Raw genomic sequence first — 21,737 nt, 5'->3', positions numbered from 1 at the left:
CGTTCCCGCCCCGCAGCAAGTTCTGCCGGCCCCGGAACTGCGGCGACCGGCGCGGCGTCGAAGGGAGGTGCTGATGTCTCCCCGGGGTGTCCTCGTCCTCCTGCCGGTGCTGGCGCTGACCGCCTGTGCCCGCTCCGACGATGCGGGTACGACCGCCCCGCCGGCCACCTCCCCCACCGCGAGTGCGAGCGCCACGCCGACCCCGGAGCAGGCCACCGGTCCGACGCCCGGTCCGACCGGCCCGCCGGTACCGGAGTCGACCGGTTCGCCGGCACGGCCGCCGATGTCCGCCACCGAACTGCCCACCCTGCGTCCGCCGGCCGTCAAGCCGAGCCCGCCCACCGACCTGCGACCCGCAAGCCTGGTCAGCGGGCACATCACCCGCGGTGGCCGGGGCCCCTGCTACGGCCTGGTGGCCGAGGACGGCACCGAGTACGCGCTGCACGGCCCGAACGCCGGTGAGCTGCGCCCCGGCAGCTTCGTCACGCTCCGACTCACCCCCACCCTGGCCCGTATCGCCTGCGGCCCCGGCATCCCGATGAGCATCGTGTCGGACTGACCGCCCCGGCCTCCCGCGCCGCGTTCACGCGGCCGGCACACCGCCTCCGGCCCGGATCCCGTCGCCCCGCCCGGCCGGCGCGCGCGACGGCCGTTGCGCCCCTCACCTGACGGCCCGCACCGCCGCGAGGTGCCGGGTCCTAGGCTGGGACCATGACCGACCAGCACGGCGGAACCGTCGACGAGTCCTGCGTCCTCACCGAGGGGCCCTGGACGCACCGGTTCGTCGGGGCGAACGGCAGCCGGTTCCACGTGGTCGAAGCCGGCGCCGGGCCGATGGTGCTCTTCCTGCACGGCTTTCCGGAGCACTGGTGGGCGTGGCACGAGCTGCTGCCGGCCGTCGCCGACGCCGGCTACCGGGCGGTCGCCGTCGACCTGCGCGGTTACGGCGCGAGCGACAAGCCACCCCGGGGGTACGACGGCTACACGCTCGCCGCCGACATCGCCGGGCTGATCCGTGCCCTCGGCGAGCGCTCGGCCACCCTGGTCGGCTCCGGGGCCGGCGGCATGGTCGCCTGGACGGTCGCCTCGTTCCACCCGGCCCTGGTCCGTCGGCTGGTGGTGCTCGGCGCGCCGCACCCGCTGCGGCTGCGCGCGGCGATCTTCGCCGATCCGCGCGGACAGTTCGCCGCCGCCACGCCGACGTTGAAGTTCCAGCTGCCCCGCTACGAACACGTGCTGACCCGGGACGGCGCGGCGGCCGTCGAGGAGTACCTGCGCCGCTGGGGCGGGCCGGACTGGGTGGCCGGGCCGGACTTCGCGGCGTACGCCCAGCGCTGCCGGGAGGCGATGCGGATCCCGCAGGCGGCGTTCTGCGCGCTGGAGGGCTACCGGTGGGCGTTCCGCTCGGTGCTGCGGCTGCACGGCTACCGCTTCGTCCGGCTGATGCAGAAGCCGCTGATCACGCCGACCCTGCAACTGCACGGCGCGGTCGACCTCGCCTCGCTGCCGCGTACCGCCCAGGGCTCCGGGCGCTACGTCGTCGCCCCGTACGAGTGGCGGCTGCTCGACGGGGTGGGGCACTTCCCGCACGTCGAGGCGCCCGAGGTGGTGCTCGGCGAGGTGCTGCGCTGGACGAAGTCCTGACCGGCCCGGCCAGGTCGCAGCGCGGGTCGTCCGCTACAGCCGCCGCTCACGCAGGTCGGTGACCTCGGCGGCGGGCGCCCAACCCTGGTAGACGCCGAAGTCGAACACCTCCAGCCGCATCGCCTGCGCCACCGGCCAGCGGCCACCGGTGTACTCCACCCGCAGCCAGCCGTCGTGTTCGCCGAGCACGATGAACGGTTGCCCCTGCCAGGTGCAGGTGGTGCGCACGTACACCAGATCCTCGACCTCGACCGCCGGCAGCACCCGCACGTACCGACCCGGCCGGACCTCCTCGAAGCCCTCGGCGGGTTCCGGCTGGTAGAGGCGGATGTCGTCGCCGTCCGGGCTGGCCTGGTATTCCCGGCCGCGCCAGCGGGCCACGAAGCCGTCGCGAGTCACGCCGCACCGACCTCCCGCCAGAGCAGGGCGTCGGTGTCCAGGGTCGCGACCACCCGCTCGGTGCCGTCCGCACCGATCCGCCACAGCTCCGCACCGTGCGGCAGCCGGGCGCTGTCCACCTTGAACTCCGCCACCACGTCGCTGCTCTCGCCGGGGGCGAACCCGTTGCCCCGGAACGGGGCCCGCTCGATGACCCAGCCCTCCATCGCCCGCATGGCGGGCTCGTTCTGCCCGCCGTAGGGGATCCGGTAGAGGCTCGGCCGGTGCGCCGGCCAGCGCAGCACGTAGACCTCCTCGGCGTCCCGGGAGAACGGTGATTCGGGGTAGCCGAGGCCGAGCGCGTCGTAGAGCTGGGCCGGAGTGGTGAGGTGGGCGAGCTCGTTGGCCCGGTGCACGAAGCCGGAGACGCGGTCGTAGCCGCGCTCCAGGTAGTAGGCGAGCTGGCTGGCGGCGATCGCCTTCTGCATCAGGATCGGGCGGGTCGGGTCGACGGCCTTCGGCGTGTGGCGGGGCCGCTGGGCGGGCTCGGCCGCGGCGGGTGCCTCCTCGGCGTACCCGTCGTCGCCCAGGCCGACCTCGGCGGCCCAGTTGGCCAGCCCGACGATCTGTTCACCGGGCAGCTTGGCGCCGACCGGGGTGCCCGGGTTGACCGCGAACGACCAGTTCTCCTCCGGCCAGCGGCGGATCAGCTGGACGAACTTGACCGGTACCGTCGCCACCTCGCCGACGGTCTGCTCCGCCAGCCGTTCCGGGGAGGTGTAGACCACCACGAAGGTCTCCCCGTCCAGCTCCTGGGTGCGCCACACGAAGCCGGGCTCACCGGGCCGGCTGCCGGGGGCCGAGTCCGGCGACACCGGCAGCAGCACCCGGGCCAGCAGCAGCGTCGAGAGGAAGGTGTCGGTGCTTCCGGCGCCCGTCGCGCCGAGCAGGTCCTCCTCGACCGCGTTCGCCGGCTGGAAGTCGAACGCCGGCTCCTCCACGGGCAGGCGGCCCTCCGGGGCCTTGTCCGCGGCTCCGCCGACTCCGGCCGCCGCGGCGGGCTGCGGCGTTTCGTCGGCCGGTCCGGCCGGCGGGACAGCGGGCTCGGTGTGGGCGGGGGCGGGCGCCCGGTCTGCTCGCGGTGTCCACAGGTCGGCCCCGGACCCGGTCGTCGGGTCGCTTGGACGAGGGGAGCCGACCGAGGCGCCGGTGCCGGCCGGGCCGGTGGCACCAAGATCGCCGCCGATGGTGTGGTCACCGCGGAGGGCGGCCCACCGGTCGGCCTCCACGGCCTCGCCCCTGCGGCCGGTTCCGCCCCCGCCGTCGGCCTCGGTGCCGGCGACGCCGGCAGCTTCGGCGCCCGGGCCTCCCGCACGGGCTGCGCCCCACAGGTCGGTCGTGGCGTCGCTCGGCGCGCCGGTCGCTGCCGCGCCGGCCCATCGGTCGTTGTCGGCACCGCCGCGCCCGTTCGCGCTGCCGGCCGGCCCGGCGCCGGGCCGCGAACGGTCGCTGTCGTCGGGAACCGGTGCCCGGACCGGCCCGGGCGTCGGGGGCGCGTCCGGCGGATCGGACAGCACCCGGGACTCGATGATCGTGCCCTCGATGACGATGGGCGTGAAGCCGCGGCGCGGCGCGGGCGGACCGGAGACCGGTTCCGCGATGGACGGTGGTAGCTCCTCCGCCGGCTCGGCGCGGCGATACGACAACGGCTGGGTCAGTTCCCCGTCCCGCTCCCAGGCCGGCGGACGGCCGGTCGAGGCGGGCTGCCCGGCCGACGGGGTGCGGACGCTGAACGCGCGGGTGGCCTCGTCGGCCGGCGGGCCCGGACGTGGCAGCGGCTGGGTCGTCTCGATGCCGGGCGCGGATCGGGCCGCCCGGGGCTCGTCCGCCGGTGGCCTCGGCGTCGGAGTCGGCTCGCGGTTGGGGGCGAAGAAGGCCCGGGTGGGCTCCTCACCCAACGGCGCGTCCAGCGGGCGGCGTCGGGGAAACGGCTGGTCGCTGCGCCCGAACCGGGATGGGGGCGCCGCCCGGTCGCCGGGACGGGCCGGTTCGCGGTACGACGCCGCGCCGCGCCCGGACGACGGTTCGAAGAAGGACTGCCGCGACCCGGGTTCGTTCTCCTCGCCCCCGGCGCGGGCGTTGCCGACCGAGGCGACTCGCCCGTTGGCGGGCGACGGTCCGCCGGAATCGGCGGTCCGCCCGGGCCACGCCGACGACGGCCAGGCCGACCCGGGACCGGGCCGGTCCGGGGGCGTGTCGCGCGGGGCGAACCGCGGCGCGACGGGCCGGCCAGCGGGGTGACCGGGCTCTCCGCCACCGGCGCTCGGCTGCGCCCGGTCAGGCTGAGCGCGCCCCGCGCCCGGACGGGTCGCGTCGGCTTCCGGCGCCGCCTCCGCCGGACGGCGCGACAGTGCGGCGGCGGCCGGCGCGGGTGGAAACCCGACGGCCGCCGGGGTGCCGCTGCCGGGTACGGGCACGGCACCACCCGGGGAGGTCCGGCCGGGCGGGCCGGCGTCCGGTCCGCCGGCGGACGGCCCCGCCTGGGCGTCCCGGCCCGGCTGGGCTCCGGCGGCACGAGCCCGGGCCAACGTCTCCGCCCGCTCCAGCCGAGCCCGGGCGCCCAGGGTCCGGCCGGGCAGCCGCACGTCGCCGCGGGACAGCTGGGCGACGAACCACGCCGGGAGGTAGCCCTCGACGGGCAGACCGGGGTTGACCGCCAGCCACCACTCGGGATTGGGCCAGCCGGCGGCGAGTTCGGGGTATGGCACCCGGCGGCTGGCGCCGGAGTTCTCTCCGAGGCACGCCCGCAGCGCGCCGCTGGAGGTGAACGCGAGCACGTGGGTGCGACCACCGGTGGTCCAGGTGCCCCAGCCCGCCGGGGTCTGCCCGACGGCCGGGGTGGAGACCGGCAGGAGAAGCTCGGTCCGGGCCAGAATGCGGAAGTAGAGTTCCTGGTCGTTGGCGCGTAGCGCGTCCCGCATCGCCGCCTCGGCCTCCGTGGCCGGCTCCCATTCGGTCACGGCCACCTCTCCTTCCGGGAACAGGCCACAGGCATCGCCTACAACCTACAAGGTAGTAACAAGATCACAATGGCGAGGACGCCGCCGGTCGGCCGGCTCGTCGGCGAGGCGATAACATCGCGTCCCGGAGCCGACACGATACGGAGGCCGTCGATGTCCGGGTCGATGACGCGCCTCGTCCTGGCGGTGCTGACGGCCGCACTGCTGACCGGCGCACCCGTCGTCAGGGGCGGGGATCCGGCCACCGCGACCACCCGAGGACCGGCCTCGGCGAGCGCCGGCACGGTGCTGATGGCGCCGGGTTGCTCGACGCCGCTGGCCCCCGTCCGGGCCGTCGCCGCAACACCCTGGCCGCAGCAGCGGTACGCGCCGGAGCGGCTGGCGCCGCTCGCCACCGGTGCGGGAGTGACGGTGGCAGTCGTCGACTCCGGCGTGGACCGGGACCATCCGCAGCTCGCCGGTCGGTTGCTCGACGGCACGGACCTGCTCGACCGGGGTGGGGACGGCACCCGGGACTGTGCCGGCCACGGCACCGGCGTGGCGAGCATCATCGCGGCGGCGCCTCGCACCGGCGTCGCGTTTCGGGGCCTGGCCCCGGGGGCCAGGATCCTGCCGGTCCGGGTCAGCGAGCAGCAGGTGGTCCAGGGCCGGGAGTCGGGGCGTACGGTCAGCGCCGCCGAGTTCGCCCGGGGCATCCGCTGGGCGGTGGACCACGGCGCCGACGTGCTCAACCTCTCCGTCGTGCTCTACGCGGACAATCCGGCCGTCCGGTCCGCGGTCGACTACGCGCTGGGCCGGGACGTGGTGGTGGTGGCCGCCGCCGGAAACCTGCACGAGGGCGGCGACCCCCGGCCCTACCCGGCTGCCTACGACGGGGTGCTGGGGGTGGGGGCGATCGCCGCCGACGGCGCCCGGGCGTCCTTCTCCCAGATTGGCCCGTACGTCGACCTGGTCGCCCCCGGCAGCGACGTGTTGACCGCCGCGCCCGGGCAGGGCCACCAGCGGACCGAGGGCACCAGCTATGCGGCCCCGTTCGTCGCCGCCACCGCGGCGTTGCTCCGGCAGTACCGCCCCGAGCTGACCGCCGCGCAGGTGGCCGAACGGATCGTCGCCACCGCCGATCCCGCGCCGGGGGCCGGCTCGGGCGGTGGGTACGGCGCCGGCGTGCTCAACCCGTACCGGGCGGTCACCGAGACGCCCGACGGCGTGACCGGCCGGACCCGCCCCGTCGCCGCCCTGGCCGACGAGCCGGCCGACCCGGCGCGGCTGGCCCAGCAGGCCCGGCGGGCGGCGGCCCGGGACCGGGCGATGACGGTGGCGACGGTCGGTGCGGCGGCGGCGGGTGCGGCCGTGCTGCTCGCCCTCGTGCTGCCGCGCGGCAGCCGGCGGCGCTGGCGGCCCGCCGACCCCGGCTGACCCACCGGCGTCATGGGCATGCCGGCCAGCCGTCACGGCGGCCGGCCAGCAGTCGACGCGCGGCCGAGCGCGCCGAGCGCTCCCGACGACCAGGAGGCAGCGGCCGGAACGACGGTGGCGCCGGCCCGTCCCCGGGCCGACGCCACCAACTGATCCGGCTCAGCGCCGCACCGGGTCGCCCTGCGGCGTCCCACGCGCCGGGCTCACTGGAACAGACCGACGTTCTTCTTCTCGGTGTCCAGATAGTCGGTCGCGGAGTCGTCCACCGCGAGCTTGATGTCGCGCAGCATGGCCTGCAGATCCTGCGACGCCGAGCGCCACCGCGACTGCCGCTGCTCGTAGGCCTGCTTGGCCTCGCCGTCCCAGCCGGCCACCAACGGCGCGGCGTCGCGCTCCAACTGGCCGAGCTGCGACTCGAGTGCGTTCAGCGCCTTCTGGATGTCCGCGCCGGCCTGTTGCAGCGCGGCGAAGTTGACGACCAGCACACCGTGGTCCACCTGCGATCTCCCTCCCCCTGGATCGGATCGTTCTAGAGCGGCAGTTGGATGCCGCCGCGGTTGGTGCCGGCAACCCGGCCGGCGGCCTCGGTGTCCGAGGCGTCGTAGTGCTGGCCGGCGGTGCGGATCGCGCCGGCGGTCTCCCGCAGGGCTCGCTGCAACGCCGCCTGGTCCTGCGCCCACTGCTGCTTGACCTGCTCGAACGACCGCCCGCCGGCGCCACGCCAGGCCTGCTGCAACACCTCCAACTCGGTCATCAGGCTGCTCAGCATCGATTGCAGCGACTGGTCCACCTGCTCGAACTTCGCCGCGGTCTGCTGCATCACCGCGGCCTGCGCCTGGGTCTGGGACACTCCGGACCTCACCTCGTCTCGTCGTGCGTGGCTGGCCGTCGGCGCGCCCGTCGGGGGAACACGCCGCTCGCGCCCGGGGATGATGCGCACGGCGGGCGCGGGGTCAGCGAAACTCGTGGCTGACGGTAGCCGTCTGATAGCACTTCTGCTACCCCGCCCGCTCCCCTGTGGACAACGCGGACCCCCGGCCTTCGCTTACCATGTGCGGCAGCCAGGTAGCTGCCAGTGATCGGGTGGGAGGCGCGGTGACGGCGACGACCACCGGCGGCCCACGCCAGGGAGGCCGGCCGGGCGAGCTGGCCGACCGGCGTGACCCGGTCCCCGCCGGGCGGCCGACAACCGCGTCCCGGCCCGCGTTGCCGCCACAGTGGACCGCCCGCCGACCGGCCGGGTTCCGTGCCGGCCAGATCGTCGCCGCGCAGGTGGCGGTGGCGCTGCCGCTCGCCGCCCTCGGCCGGGGCGCACCCGCGCTGGCGGCGGCGCTGCTGGCGGCCGTGCTGCTGCTCACGCTGGCCTGGCTGCGGCTGCGCGGTCGCTGGCTCTTCGAATGGTCCGGCACCGCCCTCGCCTACCTGACCCGTAGGCGGCTCCTGCCGGCGGAGGCCGGACCGGCCGCGCTGCTCGACCTGGTCGACCCGGGTGCCGTGGTCCGCTCGGCCGAGGTGGTCGGCGGTCCGGCCGCGATGCTGGACGACGCTACCGGCGTGACGGCGCTGCTGGAGATCGGCGACCCGGGTGACCTGCTGGGCGGTGGCCCGCGCATGCTGCCCGCCCCCTCGGCGCTGCTCCCGCCGCCCACCCCGGACGGGCCACCGATCCGGATCCAGCTCCTGCTCTCCGCCGCGCCGGCACCGGTACCGACAGCGGCCGGCACCGTCGGCACGTCGTACCGGCAGCTCACCGATGGGCGGCTGGCCGGGCGGGAACGGGTGCTCCTCGCCGTGCGGGCGCTGCGAGTCGACGGATGGTCGGCGGAGGAGTTGCGGCAGGCGCTCGCCGGCACGCTGCGCCGGATCGTCCGACGGCTCGGGCCACTCACCGCCCGTCCACTGGGTACGGCCACCGCGCTGCGGGCGCTCGACGAGCTGGCCCACCACGACGCCCTGCCGCTGCGGGAGTGCTGGTCGGCGGTGCGCACCGGCGACCTGTTCCAGACCACGTTCCGGGTGACCCGGTGGCCGGATCTGCGCGGTGACGGCGGACGACGGCTGATCACCCGGATGCTGGCGCTGCCGGCGACCGCCACCAGCGTCTCGCTCAGCGCCGGCCCGCATCCGGCCGCCGCGCCCGCTCCGGCCGAGCTGACCGTACGCCTGGCCGCCGGCTCGTCGGGAGAGCTGTCGCTGGCCGCCGAGGCGCTGCGTCAACTGGTGACCGGCCTCGGCGCGGAGGTTCGCCGGCTGGACGGCGAGCAGGTGCCCGGCTTGGCCGGCACGCTGCCACTGGCGCTGGCCAGCCCGTACGCCCAGCCCGTGCCGGCCCTGGACGGGCTGGAACTCGTCGCCGGCGGCGGAGGGCTGATGCTCGGCGCCAACCGGCACGGCGCCGCGGTCACCGTCCGGCTGTTCCGGCCCGAGGGCACCCGGGTGCTGCTGGTCGGCGGGGTGCCCGCCGCCCAGCTCGTGGCCCTGCGCGCGATGGCCACCGGCGCCAGGGTGGTGGTGCAGACCGCCCGCCCACGCGTCTGGGAGCCGTTCGTGCGGGGCGTCGGCGCGCCCGGTGGCACGATCCCGCTGCTCCCGCCCGGCCGACCGGTCCCCGGCGCGCCGGGCACACCGCTGCGGCCGCTGCTGGTAGTCCTCGACGTGGGTCCGGTGCCGGCCGATCCGGAGCCGGGGCCGCCGTGGCGGTCCACCCTGGTGGTACGGGACGAGCTGACCCCGGCCGACGTGGACGCGCTGAGCCGGGCGGACCTGGCGGTGCTCCAACCCCTCGATGCGGGCGAGGCCGCGTTGGCCGGCGCCGCGCTCGGGCTCGGCGACTCCGCCGAGTGGCTGACCCGGATCCGCGACGACATGGTCGCGGTGGTCAATCGACGGGCGCTGCGCTGGGCGCTGCTCTCCGTCACCCCGATCGAGTCGCAGCTCGTCGGTCGCCCGTCCCGGCGCTGACCGGGTTCGCGACGCTCCGCGCCCGAGCGGCGACCGGCGGCCGATCACCGCAGGTTCGTCGATCTCCACGGGTTCCGCCGGTGACCCGTCCGTGGCACGATCCCCGCCATGGGTTTTCTCAAGGGTCTGCTGATCCGACTGGCCACCACGGCGCTCGCCTTCTGGTTGGCCACCCTGCTGATCCCGGGCATCACGCTGGACACCGACTCCGCCACCAACGCGGTCGTCACCCTGATCCTCGTCGCGGCCATCTTCGGCGTGGTGAACGCGGTGCTCCAACCGATCATCAAGACCGTCGGCTGCGGCTTCTACCTGCTGACCCTCGGCCTGATCGCGTTGGTGGTGAACGGGCTGCTCTTCCTGCTGACCAGCTGGATCGCCGGTGAGGCCGGGCTGCCGTTCCACGTGGACGGGTTCTGGCCGGCCGCCGTGCTGGGCGCGCTCTTCGTCGGCGTCGTCACCTGGGTCCTCGGCGCCATCCTCGACCGCGACTGATTAGGCGCGGCGCGGGCCGGAGCGCGGGCGGTGACCAGAGTCCGGGAATTGGCCGGCGCGGTGCCGGGGGCCCAGGGCTAGCGTCACAGGGGTGTTCTCCCTGACCCGCACCGACGGCTACCTGCTCAGCACCGACCCGGCCCGGCTCGACCTGGACCGGGTGCACCGCTGGCTCAGCACCGAGGCGTACTGGGCGTTGGGTCGGGACCGGGAGACGGTGGCCCGTGCCTTCGCCGGCTCGATCCCGTACGGCGTGTACCGCCCGAGTGACGGCGCACAGGTGGCGGTCGCCCGGGTGGTCACCGACCGGGCCACCTTCGCCTGGCTCTGCGACGTCTTCGTCGACGCGGGCGAGCGGGGCAACGGGCTGGGCACCTGGCTGGCCGGCGCGGTCCGCGACCACCTCGACGGGCTCGGCGTACGGCGGATCCTGCTGGCCACGAACGACGCGCACGGCGTGTACGCGAAGGTCGGCTTCGCCCCGGTGACTGCGGAGCGTTGGATGGAGCTGGACCGGCGCGAGGCGGCGGTGCCCGTGACGCCGGTCACGCCGCCTGCCGGAAAGGAACGAACGGGGCAGTTGCCCCTTACGGTGGAGGCGTGACCCCGACCCGCCTGGGATACCTCTACGGCTTCGGCGCGTATCTGCTCTGGGGCTTCTTCCCGATCTACCTCAAGCTGCTGCGGCCGGCCGGGCCGCTGGAGATCCTCGCCCACCGGATCGTCTGGTCGGTGGTCTTCGTGGCGCTGGTGCTCGCCGCGCTGCGCAACATCGGCTTCCTGCAGGCGCTCGCCCGCCGGCCCCGGGCCCTGGCCGGCATCGGCGTCGCCGCGGCGCTGATCGCGGTGAACTGGGGCACCTACATCTACGGGGTCAACTCCGACCGGGTGGTGGAGACCGCGCTCGGCTACTTCATCAACCCGCTGGTGGTCGTGCTGCTCGGGGTGACGGTGCTGCGCGAGCGGCTGCGCCCCGCGCAGTGGGTGGCGCTGGCCGTCGGCGGCCTGGCCGTGGCCGTGCTCACCGTCGACTACGGCCGGCTGCCCTATCTGGCGCTCACCCTGGCAGTCAGCTTCGGCGGCTACAGCCTGGTGAAGAAGCGGCTCGGGCTGCCCGCCGCCGAGGGGCTCTTCGTCGAGTCCGCGGTGCTGGCGCTCCCCGCGCTGGGCTACCTCGGGTGGCTCGCCGCCTCCGGCGACGCCACCTTCGGGCACACCTCGGCCGGGCACACGGCGCTGCTGGTGCTGGCGGGCGCGGCCACCGCGATTCCGCTGCTGCTCTTCGCCGGCGCGGCGAACCGGCTGCCGCTGACCAACCTCGGCATGCTCCAGTACCTCGCCCCGATCCTCCAGCTCGGCTGCGGCGTGCTGATCTTCCACGAGCCGATGCCGCCGGCCCGGTTGGGCGGCTTCGCGCTGGTCTGGCTCGCCCTGATCATCTTCACCGCGGACGCGCTGCGCCAGGCCCGGCGCACCCGCGCCAGCACCGCCGCCGCCCGCCGCGCGGCGACCGCCACCGTCCCCGTCGCCCGCTGACCCCCCGGCCGGTCAGCGGACGTCGTAGCTGAGCACCGCCGTGCCGTCGGCGCGCAGCAGCTCCAGCCGGACCAGCTCGGCGTCGGTGAACCGGGTGACGCCGCTGAACCGCACGTCGTCGCCGGGCGCGGCCAGCCACGAGCCGATCTGCTCGGTCGCGCCGTCCGGGCCGTGCGCCACCAGCCGGAACGTGTACGCCTTGCCGTAGCCGGTGCGCGGCTCGTAGCCGCAGTGCATGGTCACCTCGGTCCCCCAGTCGGTGCCGGTCAGACCGATCTCGGCGTGCACCGGCACCGTCCCGGCGACCGGCTGCATGGCGACCATCCGCACCTGCTCCGGCGGCGGCACGGTCTCGCGGGGCAGCACGGCGGCCGTGCCGACGCCGACCAGCAGGGCCAACCCGGCCGCGACGAGCGTGGTCAGCGCGTACCGGCGGCGGACGGCCGAGCGCTCGCGTCGGCGGCGCTGCCGGGCCTCGTCGAGCAGCGTCGGCAGCGAGGGACCCGAGGGCGGCGGGAGGAACTGCTCGAGCCCGGCCGGGTCGAGCCGGCCGAGCAGCCCGGGCAGCACCGCGATCTCGGCGACCGCCTCGCGGCACTCGGCGCAGCCGGCGAGGTGCCGCTCGTACGCGGCCCGCTCGGCGGGGGCGAGCGCACCCAGCACGTACGCGCCGTCGTCGTGCGCGAACTCGCAGCGGGTCATCCGGTCACCCCCATCTCCGCCAGGACCAACCGTAGTGAGCGCAGCGCGTAGTGCGTGCGCGACTTGACCGTGCCCGGCGGCACCCCCAGCCGAGAGGCCGCCTCGGCCACCGAGCGCCCCTGGTAGAAGCACTCGACGAGCACCTCACGGTGGGTCGGACTGAGCCGGTTCAGCGCCTCGGCGACGGTCCACGCCTCCACCGCGCGCTCGGCCTCGTCCACCACCTCCGGCGGCTCCGGCAGCTCGTCGGTGTAGACCTCGCCGACCCGGGTGGACCGCCGTCGCCACGCGTCGATGGCCAGGTTGCGGGCGGTGGTGAAGAGCCAGGCGCGGACGGAGCCCCGGCTCGGGTCGAGCGACTCGGGGTGTCGCCAGGCGCGCAGCAGGGTCTCCTGCACCAGGTCCTCGGCCCGCTGCCGGTCGCCGTTGACCAGCCGCAGGGCGTGCGCGTACAGCGCCTCGGCATGCTCGTCGTGCAGGGCGCGGAGCAGTTGGGCGTCGTGGTCGCTGATGGCGGGTCTCCTCGCTCTCGGCGCGAGTCCGACGGGGGCGTACGCCCGGGAATACGTGCGGTCACGCCGAACGGTTCAGCAGGAGGTCAACGGGCGTTCGCCGGCGATCTGTTCACGTCTGGTTCACATCGACGCCGACGATCGCTCACCACGCCCTCCTAGCGTCCGGCAGGTACGCGCGCGGGCGGGACGCCCAGCGTGCCACCAACCCCCATCAGGAGGCTCCTCCCCATGAGCGACCGTCCCCGGCTGCTCCCGCTGTTGGGCGCCACCCGCCACGGCAGCCGTGACAACATGACCTGCCTCTACCGCTGCGGCAACGCCTGCGACCACCCGGTACCGAACACCTCCGACAACGCCTACTTCGGCGACGTGGTGAGCACCGAGGTCACCCGGCGCGGTGTTGTCCGGGCCGGCGCGGTCGGCGCGCTGGTGCTCGGCTTCGGTGGCGCGGCTGCCGGCGCGCTGGCCGGCGCGGCCCCCGCGATGGCCGCCCCCGGCGACGCGCCGGCGGCGCCCGAGACCCTTGGCTGGGGCCGGCCCGGCCAGGGTGTCGGCAACGGCGCGCTGACCTTCAAGCCGATCCCGCCGAACAAGCTGGACACCCTGGTGGTGCCGAACGGCTACGACCACGCCGTCGTCATCAAGTGGGGCGACGAGGTCGTGCCCGGCGCGCCGGAGTTCAACGTGCACCGGCAGACCGCCGCGGCGCAGGCCAAGCAGTTCGGCTACAACAACGACTTCGTCGGCGTGCTGCCGCTGGACAAGCAGGGCAAGCGGGCGCTGCTCGTGGTCAACCACGAGTACACCAACGAGGACCTGATGTTCCCCGGCTTCCCCGGCCTGGACAACCTCTCGGTCGAGCAGCTGCGGATCGCGATGGCCGCGCACGGCATGTCCGTGGTGGAGCTGGAGCGGGTCGACGGCACCGGCGAATGGCGACCGGTCGCCAAGGGCCGCCGGCCGTACAACCGGCGGGTCACCGCGCTGGCCACCAAGTTCGACCTGACCGGCCCGGCGGCCGGCTCGGCCTGGCTGAAGACCGCCGCCGACCCGAAGGGCCGAACGGTCGTCGGCACGCTGAACAACTGCGCCGGTGGCGTGACCCCGTGGGGCACGGTGCTCTCCGGCGAGGAGAACTTCAACCAGTACTTCGTGGGCGCGGACGCCGTTCCGGCGGAGCTGAAGCCGAAGCTGGAGCGCTACGGCATCACCACCACCGCCCGCTACCCGAGCGGCAGCCGCAAGTGGGAGCGCGCGGACGAGCGCTTCGACCTGGCCAAGCACCCGAACGAGGCGCACCGGTTCGGGTGGGTCGTCGAGATCGACCCGTTCGACCCGGAGGCCCGCCCGCGCAAGCACACCGCGCTGGGCCGGTTCAAGCACGAGGGCGCGAACGTCATCATCGCCAAGGACGGCCACGTGGTCGCGTACATGGGCGACGACGAGCGGTTCGACTACCTCTACAAGTTCGTCTCGGACAAGAAGTTCATGAAGGGCGACTCCTGGGCCGCCCGCAAGCACAACCTGACCCTGCTGGAGTCCGGCACGCTCTTCGTCGCCCAGCTGGAGCAGACCAGCGCCGGCGAGATCGACGGCTCCGGCAAGCTCCCCTCGGACGGCGCCTTCAACGGTCGGGGTCGCTGGATCAAGCTGGTCAGCGGCAACCGCTCGTACGTTGACGGGATGACCGCGGCGGACGTGCTCACCTTCACCCGGCTCGCCGGTGACAAGGTCGGCGCGACCAAGATGGACCGGCCGGAGGACGTCGAGCCGAGCCTGCTCACCGGCAAGGTGTACGTGGCGCTGACCAACAACACCAACCGGGGTGTCGGCAGCAACCCGAAGGCGGACGAGGCGAACCCGCGCAACGCCAACAAGCACGGGCAGGTCCTGGAGCTGGTGGAGAACCGCGGCGACAACACCGCCGAGTCGTTCACCTGGTCGCTGCCGATCGTCTGCGGCGACCCGACCGACGCGTCGACCTACTTCGCCGGGTACGACAAGACCAAGGTCTCCCCGATCTCCTGCCCGGACAACGTCGCCTTCGACGCCACCGGCAACCTCTGGATCTCCACCGACGGCAACGCGCTGGGCAGCAACGACGGTCTCTTCGCGACCGCCCTGGAGGGCCCGGAGCGGGGTCACCTGAAGCAGTTCCTGACCGTGCCGCTCGGCGCGGAGACCTGCGGCCCGTTCATCACCGGCGACAACCGCTCGGTCTTCGTCGCGGTGCAGCACCCCGGCGAGATCACCGGCGCCTCGGTGGAGAAGCCCGCCTCGACGTGGCCGGACGGCGACTTCGCCAAGCCGGGCGTGGTGGTCACCTGGCGTCTCGACGGCGGCCCGGTGGGTAGCTGACGTTCCTCCGGCGGTCCGGCGCTGGACCGCCACCGCGGGGCCCTCTCCCAGCCCGGGGGAGGGCCTCGCGGCGTTCCCGGCTCACTGCTCGGCGGCGATGCCGTCGGCGACCGACCGGGCCACGGTGAGCAGCTTGGCCCGCACCACCCGAGCCGAGGTCATCATCTCGCTGGCCGGCAGCGCGCAGGCGAGCACGAGCCGGCGTTCCATGTCCTTGTCCGGGCTGACCAGCACCGCGGCGCAGGCCACGCCCTGCCGGAACTGCCCGAGTTCCAGCTGCATGCCCCGCCGGTCACCGGCGGCCAGGTCCGCCTCGAAGGTCTCCGAGCTGGTCAGCGTCGCCGTGGTGAACGGGCGCATGCCGTACTCGCGCAGGTAGCGGAAGCGCTGCTCGGCGGTGAGCGTGGCGAGCAGGGCCTTGCCGAGGGCGGTGGCGTGCGCACCCTCGTCGAAGCCGGGAACCAACTCCTCCAGGTAGGGCGAGCGCGGCCCCTCGGCGACCGCGGTCAGCGCCACCTGGCCGCCCACGAACCGGCCCAGGTAGTGGCTGTAGCCGGTGTCGGCGGCGGCCCGGCGCAGGGTCTCCCCGACCGCGGGCGGCCCGCGGAACGCGGTCACCAGCTCCCGGTAGCGGTCGGCGACCTCCAGCCCCACGATGTACGTGCCGTCCTCGCGGCGTATCACGTAGCCCTCGTAGGCCAGCGTGCGGACCAGGTGGTAGGTGGTGGCGACGGTCAGCTCGCACCGCCGGGCGATCTGCTTGACGGTCAGCCCCTTCGGGGCACGACCGACCGACTCGAGCACTCGTAGCGCGCGGGAGACGCTGCGGATCAGGTCCGAAGGTTCCGCCAGGGGGTCGCGCACAACCACCTCCGCCGCCGGGGACTTACACCATATGAAATACAGGCCCGGTGCGAAACGACTGTTCGGGTCGAGGATGCCAGATCGTCATCAACGGCTCGTGCGGCCACGGACACGTTCCGTGCTGTCGAGGCGATCGGCGTAGGTTTGCCGGACCATGACCGACACCGCCCTCACCCCCGCCCCGGACACCGTTTCCACCCGGCCCCTGCGGGCCAGCGTCAGCGCCATCGTGGTCACCATCGCCTGCGTCCTGCCGGTCTTCCTGGTCGGCGGCCTCGCCGTGCAGCTCGGCGACGACCTCAACTTCTCCCCCGCCGGGCTCGGTCTCGCCGTGTCGCTCTACTTCGGGGTGGGCGCGTTGGCCTCGGTCCCCTCCGGCGTCCTCGCCGAGCGGTACGGGCCGGCGGTGGTGGCCCGCGCCGGCATCCTGCTCTCCGCCGGCATCCTGCTGGCCGTGGCGGCGCTGGCCCGGTCGTACCCGGTGCTGCTCGGGCTGCTGGCGCTCGGCGGCATCGCGAACGCCCTCGGCCAGTTGGCCAGCAACGCCGCGCTGGCCCGGCATGTCCCGCCGCAGCGGCAGGGGCTCTCGTTCGGGGTCAAGCAGGCGGCGATCCCGGTCTCCACCCTGCTGGCCGGGGCGGCGGTGCCGACCATCGCGCTCACCGCCGGTTGGCGCTGGGCGTTCGTCGCCGCGGCCGGCGCCGCGCTGGCCGCCCTGCTCGTCGTACCCCGGCGGGAGGCCGGCCCGGCCCGGCGGGCGACCGGCGCTCGGGCCGGTCGTGGCACGGGCGCGCTGGTGGTCATCGGGGTGGCCGCGACCCTGGCCGCGGCCGCCGCCAACGCGCTGGGCACCTTCGTGGTGGACTCCTCGGTCGGGCGCGGGCTCGCGCCTGGCCTCGCCGGCCTCACCCTGACCCTGGGCAGCGCGGTGTGCGTCGCGGCCCGGGTCGGCGCGGGCTGGCTGGCGGACCGGCGGTCGGGCGGGCACGTGGCGCTCATCGCCGGCATGCTGGTGGTCGGCGCGGCGGGGCTCGGGCTGCTCGCGGTGGCCGGCCCGGTGCCGCTGGTGGCCGGCGTCGTGCTCGGCTTCGGCCTGGGCTGGGCCTGGCCGGGGCTGATGAACTTCGCCGTGGTCCGGCTGCACCCGCAGGCCCCGGCCGCCGCCACCTCGATCACCCAGACCGGGGTGTACGCGGGCGGGTGCCTCGGCCCGCTGGGCCTGGGCGCGCTCGCCGCCCACTCCGGCTACCCCGCGATGTGGAGCACCGCCGCCGGCTCGATGCTGCTGGCCGCCGCCCTGATGCTCACCGGCAGCCGCCTCCTCACCCACCCCTGACCCACCCACCCCCGCCCCACCGCGACCCGCCCCTACCCGGTGATCAAGAGGTACGCGTCATCGCGGAGATCGTTTCTGACGCGGTTCTCTTGATCACCGCGTGTTGGCGGGAGGGCCGGGAGGGCCCGGGGGTGGGGTGGGGGTTAGCTGGTGCGGTCGGCTACGAAGTCGCAGAGGGACTCGAGGGCGCGGCGGGCCGGGTTGTGCGGCAGCGGCGCGAGTCGGGCGCGGGCGTCCTCGGCGTAGCTGCGCACCGTCTCGCGGGCCCGCTTGAGCGCCGGGCTCTCCCGAAGCAGGCCGAGCGCCTCGGCGTGCAGGGCGTCGTCGGTCACCGCGCCGGCGGCGAGGATCTCCCGCAGCCGGACGGACGCGGCGTCGGAGTCGTCTGCTGCCTGGGCGTAGAGCACCGGCAGCGTCGGTACGCCCTCACGCAGGTCGGTGCCGGGGGTCTTGCCCGACTGCACCGACTCCGAGGCGATGTCGAGCAGGTCGTCGGAGAGCTGGAAGGCGACGCCGATGGTCTCGCCGTACCCGGCCAGCGCCTCGGTGTGCTCCGGCGACGCGCCGCCGAACATCCCGCCGAACCGGGCGGAGGTGGCGATCAGCGAGCCGGTCTTGCCGGCGATCACCTGGAGGTAGTGCGCCACCCGGTCGTCGCCGGGGCGCGGCCCGACGGTCTCGGCGATCTGGCCGTGCACAAGCCGGGCGAAGGTGCGCGCCTGCAGCTGTACCGCCTCGGTGCCGAGATCGGCCGCGAGGTCCGCGGCCCGAGCGAAGAGGTAGTCACCGACCAGGATGGCGACCGAGTTGGTCCAGCGCGAGTTGGCGCTCGGCGCCCCCCGGCGCACGGCCGCCTCGTCCATCACGTCGTCGTGGTAGAGCGTGGCCAGGTGGGTGAGCTCCATCACCACCGCGGCCTGCACGATCCGCGTCTCGGTCGGATCGCCGAACTGGGCGCCGAGCGCCACCAGCAACGGCCGGAACCGCTTGCCGCCGGCCTCGACCAGGTGCCGGGCCGCCTCCGTCACGAACGGATCGGCACTGGCCACACTGGCCCGAAGCTCGACCTCGACGGCGTCGAGCAGCGCCAGCACGGACGCCTCGAGCCGGGGATCGGCGAGATAGAGGCCGAGCGCCCCGAACTGACCCGTGCTCTGCCGGCTCCGACGACCGCCGGAGCCGGTGGCACCTGTACGCTCGCCAGCCGGATTCACCACGCCTCAACCATGCCACACCCGTTCGACCAGCCCCGGACGGGGGATGCGTGCTGCGCCGGGGCGCACTGTGCCCGCACCGCTCGGTGCACCGGATACGGAACGGGGGCCGGCACGCCGTGGCGTACCAGCCCCCGTCGGGCGTGCGCGTTGCCTATCTGACGAATTCGGCGGCACCGGTGGCCAGGTCGAGCAGCGGCGCCGGAGCGACACCGAGGACCAGGGTGGCCACCACCCCGATCATCAGCGCGGCCGAGGTGAGCCCGCCGGGCACGGTGACCGTCGGGGTGGACTCGCCCGGCTCGGAGAGCCACATCATCACCACGACCCGCAGGTACGGGAAGGCCAGCACCATGCTGGTCAGCACGCCGGCGATCACCAGCCATCCCTGCCCGTCCGCGAGCGCCGGCCCGAAGACCGCGAACTTGCTGGTGAAGCCGCTGGTCAGTGGGATACCGGCGAAGGCGAGCAGGATGAAGGTGAAGAGCCCGGCGTAGAACGGCGAGCGCCGCCCCAGGCCCGCCCAGCGGGACAGGTGGGTGGCCTCCCCGTCGGCGTCCCGGACGAGGGTCACCACCGCGAACGCGGCGAGCACCGAGAAGCCGTACGCGACCAGGTAGAACATCGTGCCGGAGAGGCCGTCCTTCGACGGCGCCAGCACCCCGACCAGCAGGTAACCGGCGTTGGCGATCGAGGAGTACGCCAGCAGCCGCTTGATGTCGGTCTGGGTCACCGCCAGCACCGCGCCGACCAGCATGGTCAGCACCGCCACCGCCCCGAGCACCGGGGTGAAGTCCCAGCTGGCACCCGCGAAGGCCACGTGGAAGACCCGCAGCAGGGCACCGAACGCGGCGACCTTGGTGCAGGCCGCCATGAAGCCGGTGATCGGCGTCGGGGCGCCCTGGTAGACGTCCGGCGTCCAGACGTGGAAGGGCGCGGCGGCCGCCTTGAACAGCAGGCCGATGGCGAGCAGCGCCATGCCGGCGAAGAGCAGCACCGGGCTGGCCGGCGAATCGCCGACCGCCGCGTTGATGGTGGCGAAGTCGACCCCGGCGGACCGACCCGGGGTGCCGGCGGTGAAGCCGTAGATCAGGGCCACCCCGAACAGGAAGAACGCCGAGGCGTACGCGCCGAGCAGGAAGTACTTCATCGCCGCCTCCTGGCTCAGCAGCCGCCGGCGACGGGCCAGCGCGCAGAGCAGGTAGAGCGGGAGCGAGAAGACTTCGAGCGCGATGAACATGGTCAGCAGGTCGTTGGCCGCCACGAAGATCAGCATGCCGCCGATCGCGAAGGTGGTCAGCGGGTAGACCTCGGTGGCGCCGTTCTTCCCCTCGGCCTGCCGCTGGTCCTCGGCCGACTCGGCGGTCACCGCCGCCTGGGCGACGAAGGCCCCGCCCCGCTCCACCGTGCGCTCACCGATCAGCAGCAGCGCCATCGCGGCGAGCACCAGGATCGCGCCCTGGAGGAAGAGCGTCGGCCCGTCGATCGCGATCGCCTGACCGGCGGTGATCAGCCGGTCGTCGGCGTTGAGCACGACCATGGTCAGCGCGGCGAGCACCGCGAGCAGCGCCAGGGTCAGCTGCACCACGTGCCGCAGCCGCCGAGGCACGAACGCCTCGACCAGCACGCCGAAGAGCGCGGCCGTCAACATGATCAACGTCGGCGCGAGCGCCGCGTAGTCGATCGACGGCAGTTTCAACTCGGTCACTTTGCCGCCTCCTGGACGGTGCCGCCCACCGACGGGGCGGGGTCGGTCCTGCCGATGTCGTCCATGGTCGCCTGGACGGCGGGGTTGATCACGTCGGTGACCGGCTTCGGGTAGAAGCCGAGCAGCACGATCAGCGCGATCAGGGGTGCGACGACGAACTTCTCGCGCAGGTTGAGGTCACGACGCATCCCGTCGACCTCGGTGAGCGCCGGGTTGAGCGTCCCCTGGGTGGTGCGCTGCACCATCCACAGCACGTACGCCGCGGCCAGGATGATGCCGAGCGTGGCGATCACCGCGACCGGCTTGTTCACCGTGAAGGTGCCGATCAGCACCAGGAACTCGGAGATGAACGGCGCGGTGCCGGGCAGCGCCAGCGAGGCCAGACCGGCGAAGAAGAGCACGCCGGCCAGCACCGGGACCAGCTTGCCGGCGCCGCCGAAGTCGCTGATCAGCGACGAGCCGCGGCGGGCGATCAGCATGCCCACCACCAGGAAGAGCAGGCCGGTGGCGAGACCGTGGTTGACCATGTAGAACACGGCGCCGGTGCCGGCCTGGGTGGTGAAGGCGAAGATGCCCACCCCGATGAACCCGAAGTGCGCGATCGAGGTGTACGACACCAGCCGCTTCAGGTCGTTCTGGCCGACTGCCAGCAGCGCGGCGTAGATGATGCCGATCAGGCCGAGCGCCAGCGCCCACGGCGCGAACCACTTCGCCGCGTCGGGGAAGAGCGGCAGGCAGTAGCGCAGGATGCCGAACGTGCCGACCTTGTCGAGGACGCCGACCAGCAGCGCCGCAGCACCGGCCGGGGCCGCGCCACCGGCGTCCGGCAGCCAGGTGTGGAACGGGAAGAACGGCGCCTTGATCGCGAACGCGAGGAAGAAGCCGAGGAAGAGCCAGCGCTCGGTGCCCGTGGAGATGTCCACCTGCGACAGCGCCTGCCAGTCGAAGGTCTTTCCGCCGACCACCCAGAGGCCGATCACCGCGGCCAGCATGAAGAGGCCGCCGACCAGGGAGTAGAGGAAGAACTTGACCGCCGCGTACTGCCGCTGGTGGCCGCCGTAGCTGCCGATCAGGAAGTACATCGGCACCAGCATGACCTCGAAGAACACGTAGAACAGGAAGACGTCGGCGGCCGCGAAGACGCCGATCATCGTGCACTCGAGGATGAGCAGCAGCGCGAAGTAGACCGGCACCGAACGCTTCGACGACTCGGCGTCGTGCCAGGACGCCAGGATGACCAGCGGCACCAGCACCGTGATCAGCATCAGCATCACCAGCGCGATGCCGTCCGCCGCGAAGGTGAAGCTGACCCCCCAGTTCGGGATCCACGGGTACGACTCGCGGAACTGGAAGCGGTCACCGCCGACCTTGAAGGTGACCCACATGACCACCGAGAGCACCAGCACCAGCAGCGACCAGACGAACGCCACCTGCTTGGCCAGCTCCGGCCGGTGGCGTGGCAGGAGGGCCACCACCAGGGCGCCCACCAGCGGCGCCACGGTCAGCACCGAGAGGAACGGGAAGTTGGACATTATGCGGCCTTACCTCCGTCGTCACTGCGTGGTCCGCCGGCGGGGGCGGCCGGGAAGA

The 21,737-nt window shown here is 74.1% G+C and carries 19 protein-coding genes; 9 read left to right on the top strand and 10 right to left on the bottom strand.

Annotated features, from left to right (window positions below):
* The first annotated feature begins 73 nt into the window (after positions 1–73).
* A complete protein-coding gene (locus ACIP9D_RS06925) occupies positions 74–559 on the top strand; it encodes a hypothetical protein (RefSeq protein WP_350868039.1) in 486 nt (161 codons plus the stop codon).
* A gap of 152 nt (positions 560–711) precedes the next feature.
* Positions 712–1,644, top strand: a complete 933-nt coding sequence (locus tag ACIP9D_RS06920) for an alpha/beta hydrolase (protein WP_350868041.1) — start codon at positions 712–714, stop codon at positions 1,642–1,644.
* Between the two features lie 33 nt (positions 1,645–1,677).
* Here the strand turns inward: ACIP9D_RS06920 and ACIP9D_RS06915 are convergent, their stop codons facing one another.
* Positions 1,678–2,043, bottom strand: a complete 366-nt coding sequence (locus ACIP9D_RS06915; RefSeq protein ID WP_350868043.1) for a hypothetical protein — start codon at positions 2,041–2,043, stop codon at positions 1,678–1,680.
* Positions 2,040–5,042, bottom strand: a complete 3,003-nt coding sequence (locus ACIP9D_RS06910; RefSeq protein ID WP_350868044.1) for an SseB family protein — start codon at positions 5,040–5,042, stop codon at positions 2,040–2,042. The genes ACIP9D_RS06915 and ACIP9D_RS06910 overlap by 4 nt, the downstream gene beginning before the upstream one ends.
* Positions 5,043–5,195: 153 nt before the next feature.
* Between ACIP9D_RS06910 and mycP the strand changes: the two genes are divergently transcribed.
* On the top strand, positions 5,196–6,458 hold the full coding sequence (mycP, locus tag ACIP9D_RS06905; protein ID WP_350868046.1) for a type VII secretion-associated serine protease mycosin: 1,263 nt from the start codon (positions 5,196–5,198) through the stop codon (positions 6,456–6,458).
* Positions 6,459–6,661: 203 nt separating this feature from the next.
* Here mycP and ACIP9D_RS06900 read toward each other — a convergent pair whose 3' ends face one another.
* Together ACIP9D_RS06900 and ACIP9D_RS06895 are read right to left on the bottom strand one after the other, a co-directional pair.
* A complete protein-coding gene (locus ACIP9D_RS06900; RefSeq protein WP_350868048.1) occupies positions 6,662–6,955 on the bottom strand; it encodes a WXG100 family type VII secretion target in 294 nt (97 codons plus the stop codon).
* A 32-nt stretch (positions 6,956–6,987) separates the two neighbouring features.
* Positions 6,988–7,308 (bottom strand): WXG100 family type VII secretion target, encoded by a 321-nt coding sequence (locus tag ACIP9D_RS06895; RefSeq protein WP_350868050.1) that lies wholly within the window; start codon positions 7,306–7,308, stop codon positions 6,988–6,990.
* 200 nt (positions 7,309–7,508) lie between these two features.
* On the opposite strand from ACIP9D_RS06895, the gene eccE reads away from it, so the two are divergent.
* From eccE to rarD, 4 genes are all read left to right on the top strand, one after another.
* Complete coding sequence (gene eccE / locus ACIP9D_RS06890) at positions 7,509–9,419, top strand: type VII secretion protein EccE (protein WP_350868051.1); 1,911 nt, start codon at positions 7,509–7,511, stop codon at positions 9,417–9,419.
* Positions 9,420–9,527: 108 nt separating this feature from the next.
* A complete protein-coding gene (locus tag ACIP9D_RS06885) occupies positions 9,528–9,914 on the top strand; it encodes a phage holin family protein (protein WP_350868053.1) in 387 nt (128 codons plus the stop codon).
* 91 nt (positions 9,915–10,005) lie between these two features.
* Entirely contained in the window at positions 10,006–10,518 is a 513-nt protein-coding gene (locus ACIP9D_RS06880) for a GNAT family N-acetyltransferase (RefSeq protein WP_350868055.1), read from the top strand.
* Positions 10,515–11,450: an EamA family transporter RarD gene (rarD, locus tag ACIP9D_RS06875; protein WP_350868057.1), complete on the top strand. Its 936-nt coding sequence runs from the start codon at positions 10,515–10,517 to the stop codon at positions 11,448–11,450. Before ACIP9D_RS06880 ends, rarD begins: the two co-directional genes overlap by 4 nt.
* 12 nt (positions 11,451–11,462) lie before the next feature.
* Here rarD and ACIP9D_RS06870 read toward each other — a convergent pair whose 3' ends face one another.
* Together ACIP9D_RS06870 and ACIP9D_RS06865 are read right to left on the bottom strand one after the other, a co-directional pair.
* Positions 11,463–12,152: a zf-HC2 domain-containing protein gene (locus tag ACIP9D_RS06870; RefSeq protein WP_350868059.1), complete on the bottom strand. Its 690-nt coding sequence runs from the start codon at positions 12,150–12,152 to the stop codon at positions 11,463–11,465.
* Positions 12,149–12,643, bottom strand: coding sequence for a sigma-70 family RNA polymerase sigma factor (locus tag ACIP9D_RS06865; RefSeq protein WP_350868814.1), 495 nt, complete (start codon positions 12,641–12,643; stop codon positions 12,149–12,151). The genes ACIP9D_RS06870 and ACIP9D_RS06865 overlap by 4 nt, the downstream gene beginning before the upstream one ends.
* Positions 12,644–12,895: 252 nt before the next feature.
* Between ACIP9D_RS06865 and ACIP9D_RS06860 the strand changes: the two genes are divergently transcribed.
* A complete protein-coding gene (locus ACIP9D_RS06860) occupies positions 12,896–15,025 on the top strand; it encodes a PhoX family phosphatase (RefSeq protein ID WP_350868061.1) in 2,130 nt (709 codons plus the stop codon).
* An 81-nt stretch (positions 15,026–15,106) separates the two neighbouring features.
* Here the strand turns inward: ACIP9D_RS06860 and ACIP9D_RS06855 are convergent, their stop codons facing one another.
* The gene (locus ACIP9D_RS06855; protein WP_350868063.1) at positions 15,107–15,889 is read right to left on the bottom strand and encodes an IclR family transcriptional regulator C-terminal domain-containing protein; all 783 of its coding nucleotides are present in this window, start codon (positions 15,887–15,889) and stop codon (positions 15,107–15,109) included.
* Positions 15,890–16,043: 154 nt separating this feature from the next.
* Here ACIP9D_RS06855 and ACIP9D_RS06850 point away from each other — a divergent pair, with 154 nt between their 5' ends.
* On the top strand, positions 16,044–17,225 hold the full coding sequence (locus tag ACIP9D_RS06850) for an MFS transporter (protein WP_350868065.1): 1,182 nt from the start codon (positions 16,044–16,046) through the stop codon (positions 17,223–17,225).
* 143 nt (positions 17,226–17,368) lie between these two features.
* On the opposite strand, the gene ACIP9D_RS06845 is transcribed toward ACIP9D_RS06850, so the two are convergent.
* The 3 genes from ACIP9D_RS06845 to ACIP9D_RS06835 all read right to left on the bottom strand — a co-directional run bounded on the left by ACIP9D_RS06845 (position 17,369) and on the right by ACIP9D_RS06835 (position 21,679).
* Positions 17,369–18,442 carry a polyprenyl synthetase family protein gene (locus ACIP9D_RS06845; RefSeq protein WP_350868067.1) on the bottom strand — a complete coding sequence of 358 codons (1,074 nt, stop codon included), beginning with the start codon at positions 18,440–18,442 and terminating at the stop codon, positions 17,369–17,371.
* A gap of 151 nt (positions 18,443–18,593) precedes the next feature.
* Positions 18,594–20,147, bottom strand: coding sequence for an NADH-quinone oxidoreductase subunit NuoN (nuoN, locus tag ACIP9D_RS06840; RefSeq protein WP_350868069.1), 1,554 nt, complete (start codon positions 20,145–20,147; stop codon positions 18,594–18,596).
* Positions 20,144–21,679 (bottom strand): NADH-quinone oxidoreductase subunit M, encoded by a 1,536-nt coding sequence (locus tag ACIP9D_RS06835; RefSeq protein WP_350868070.1) that lies wholly within the window; start codon positions 21,677–21,679, stop codon positions 20,144–20,146. Before ACIP9D_RS06835 ends, nuoN begins: the two co-directional genes overlap by 4 nt.
* Between the last annotated feature and the right edge of the window lie 58 nt (positions 21,680–21,737).

Source organism: Micromonospora sp. NPDC093243 (assembly GCF_044753725.1).
Classification (GTDB): domain Bacteria; phylum Actinomycetota; class Actinomycetes; order Mycobacteriales; family Micromonosporaceae; genus Micromonospora.
Note: the sequence above shows the minus strand (reverse complement) of the source record. Positions and strands in the feature narration are given on the sequence as shown.

Coding starts and splice junctions, on each gene's coding strand:
- ACIP9D_RS06860 (WP_350868061.1), top strand. CDS start 12,896: ATGAGCGACCGTCCCCGGCTGCTCCCGCTGTTGGGCGCCACCCGCCAC.
- ACIP9D_RS06850 (WP_350868065.1), top strand. CDS start 16,044: ATGACCGACACCGCCCTCACCCCCGCCCCGGACACCGTTTCCACCCGG.
- eccE (WP_350868051.1), top strand. CDS start 7,509: ATGTGCGGCAGCCAGGTAGCTGCCAGTGATCGGGTGGGAGGCGCGGTG.
- mycP (WP_350868046.1), top strand. CDS start 5,196: ATGTCCGGGTCGATGACGCGCCTCGTCCTGGCGGTGCTGACGGCCGCA.
- ACIP9D_RS06835 (WP_350868070.1), bottom strand. CDS start 21,679: ATGTCCAACTTCCCGTTCCTCTCGGTGCTGACCGTGGCGCCGCTGGTG.
- ACIP9D_RS06870 (WP_350868059.1), bottom strand. CDS start 12,152: ATGACCCGCTGCGAGTTCGCGCACGACGACGGCGCGTACGTGCTGGGT.
- ACIP9D_RS06920 (WP_350868041.1), top strand. CDS start 712: ATGACCGACCAGCACGGCGGAACCGTCGACGAGTCCTGCGTCCTCACC.
- ACIP9D_RS06925 (WP_350868039.1), top strand. CDS start 74: ATGTCTCCCCGGGGTGTCCTCGTCCTCCTGCCGGTGCTGGCGCTGACC.
- ACIP9D_RS06885 (WP_350868053.1), top strand. CDS start 9,528: ATGGGTTTTCTCAAGGGTCTGCTGATCCGACTGGCCACCACGGCGCTC.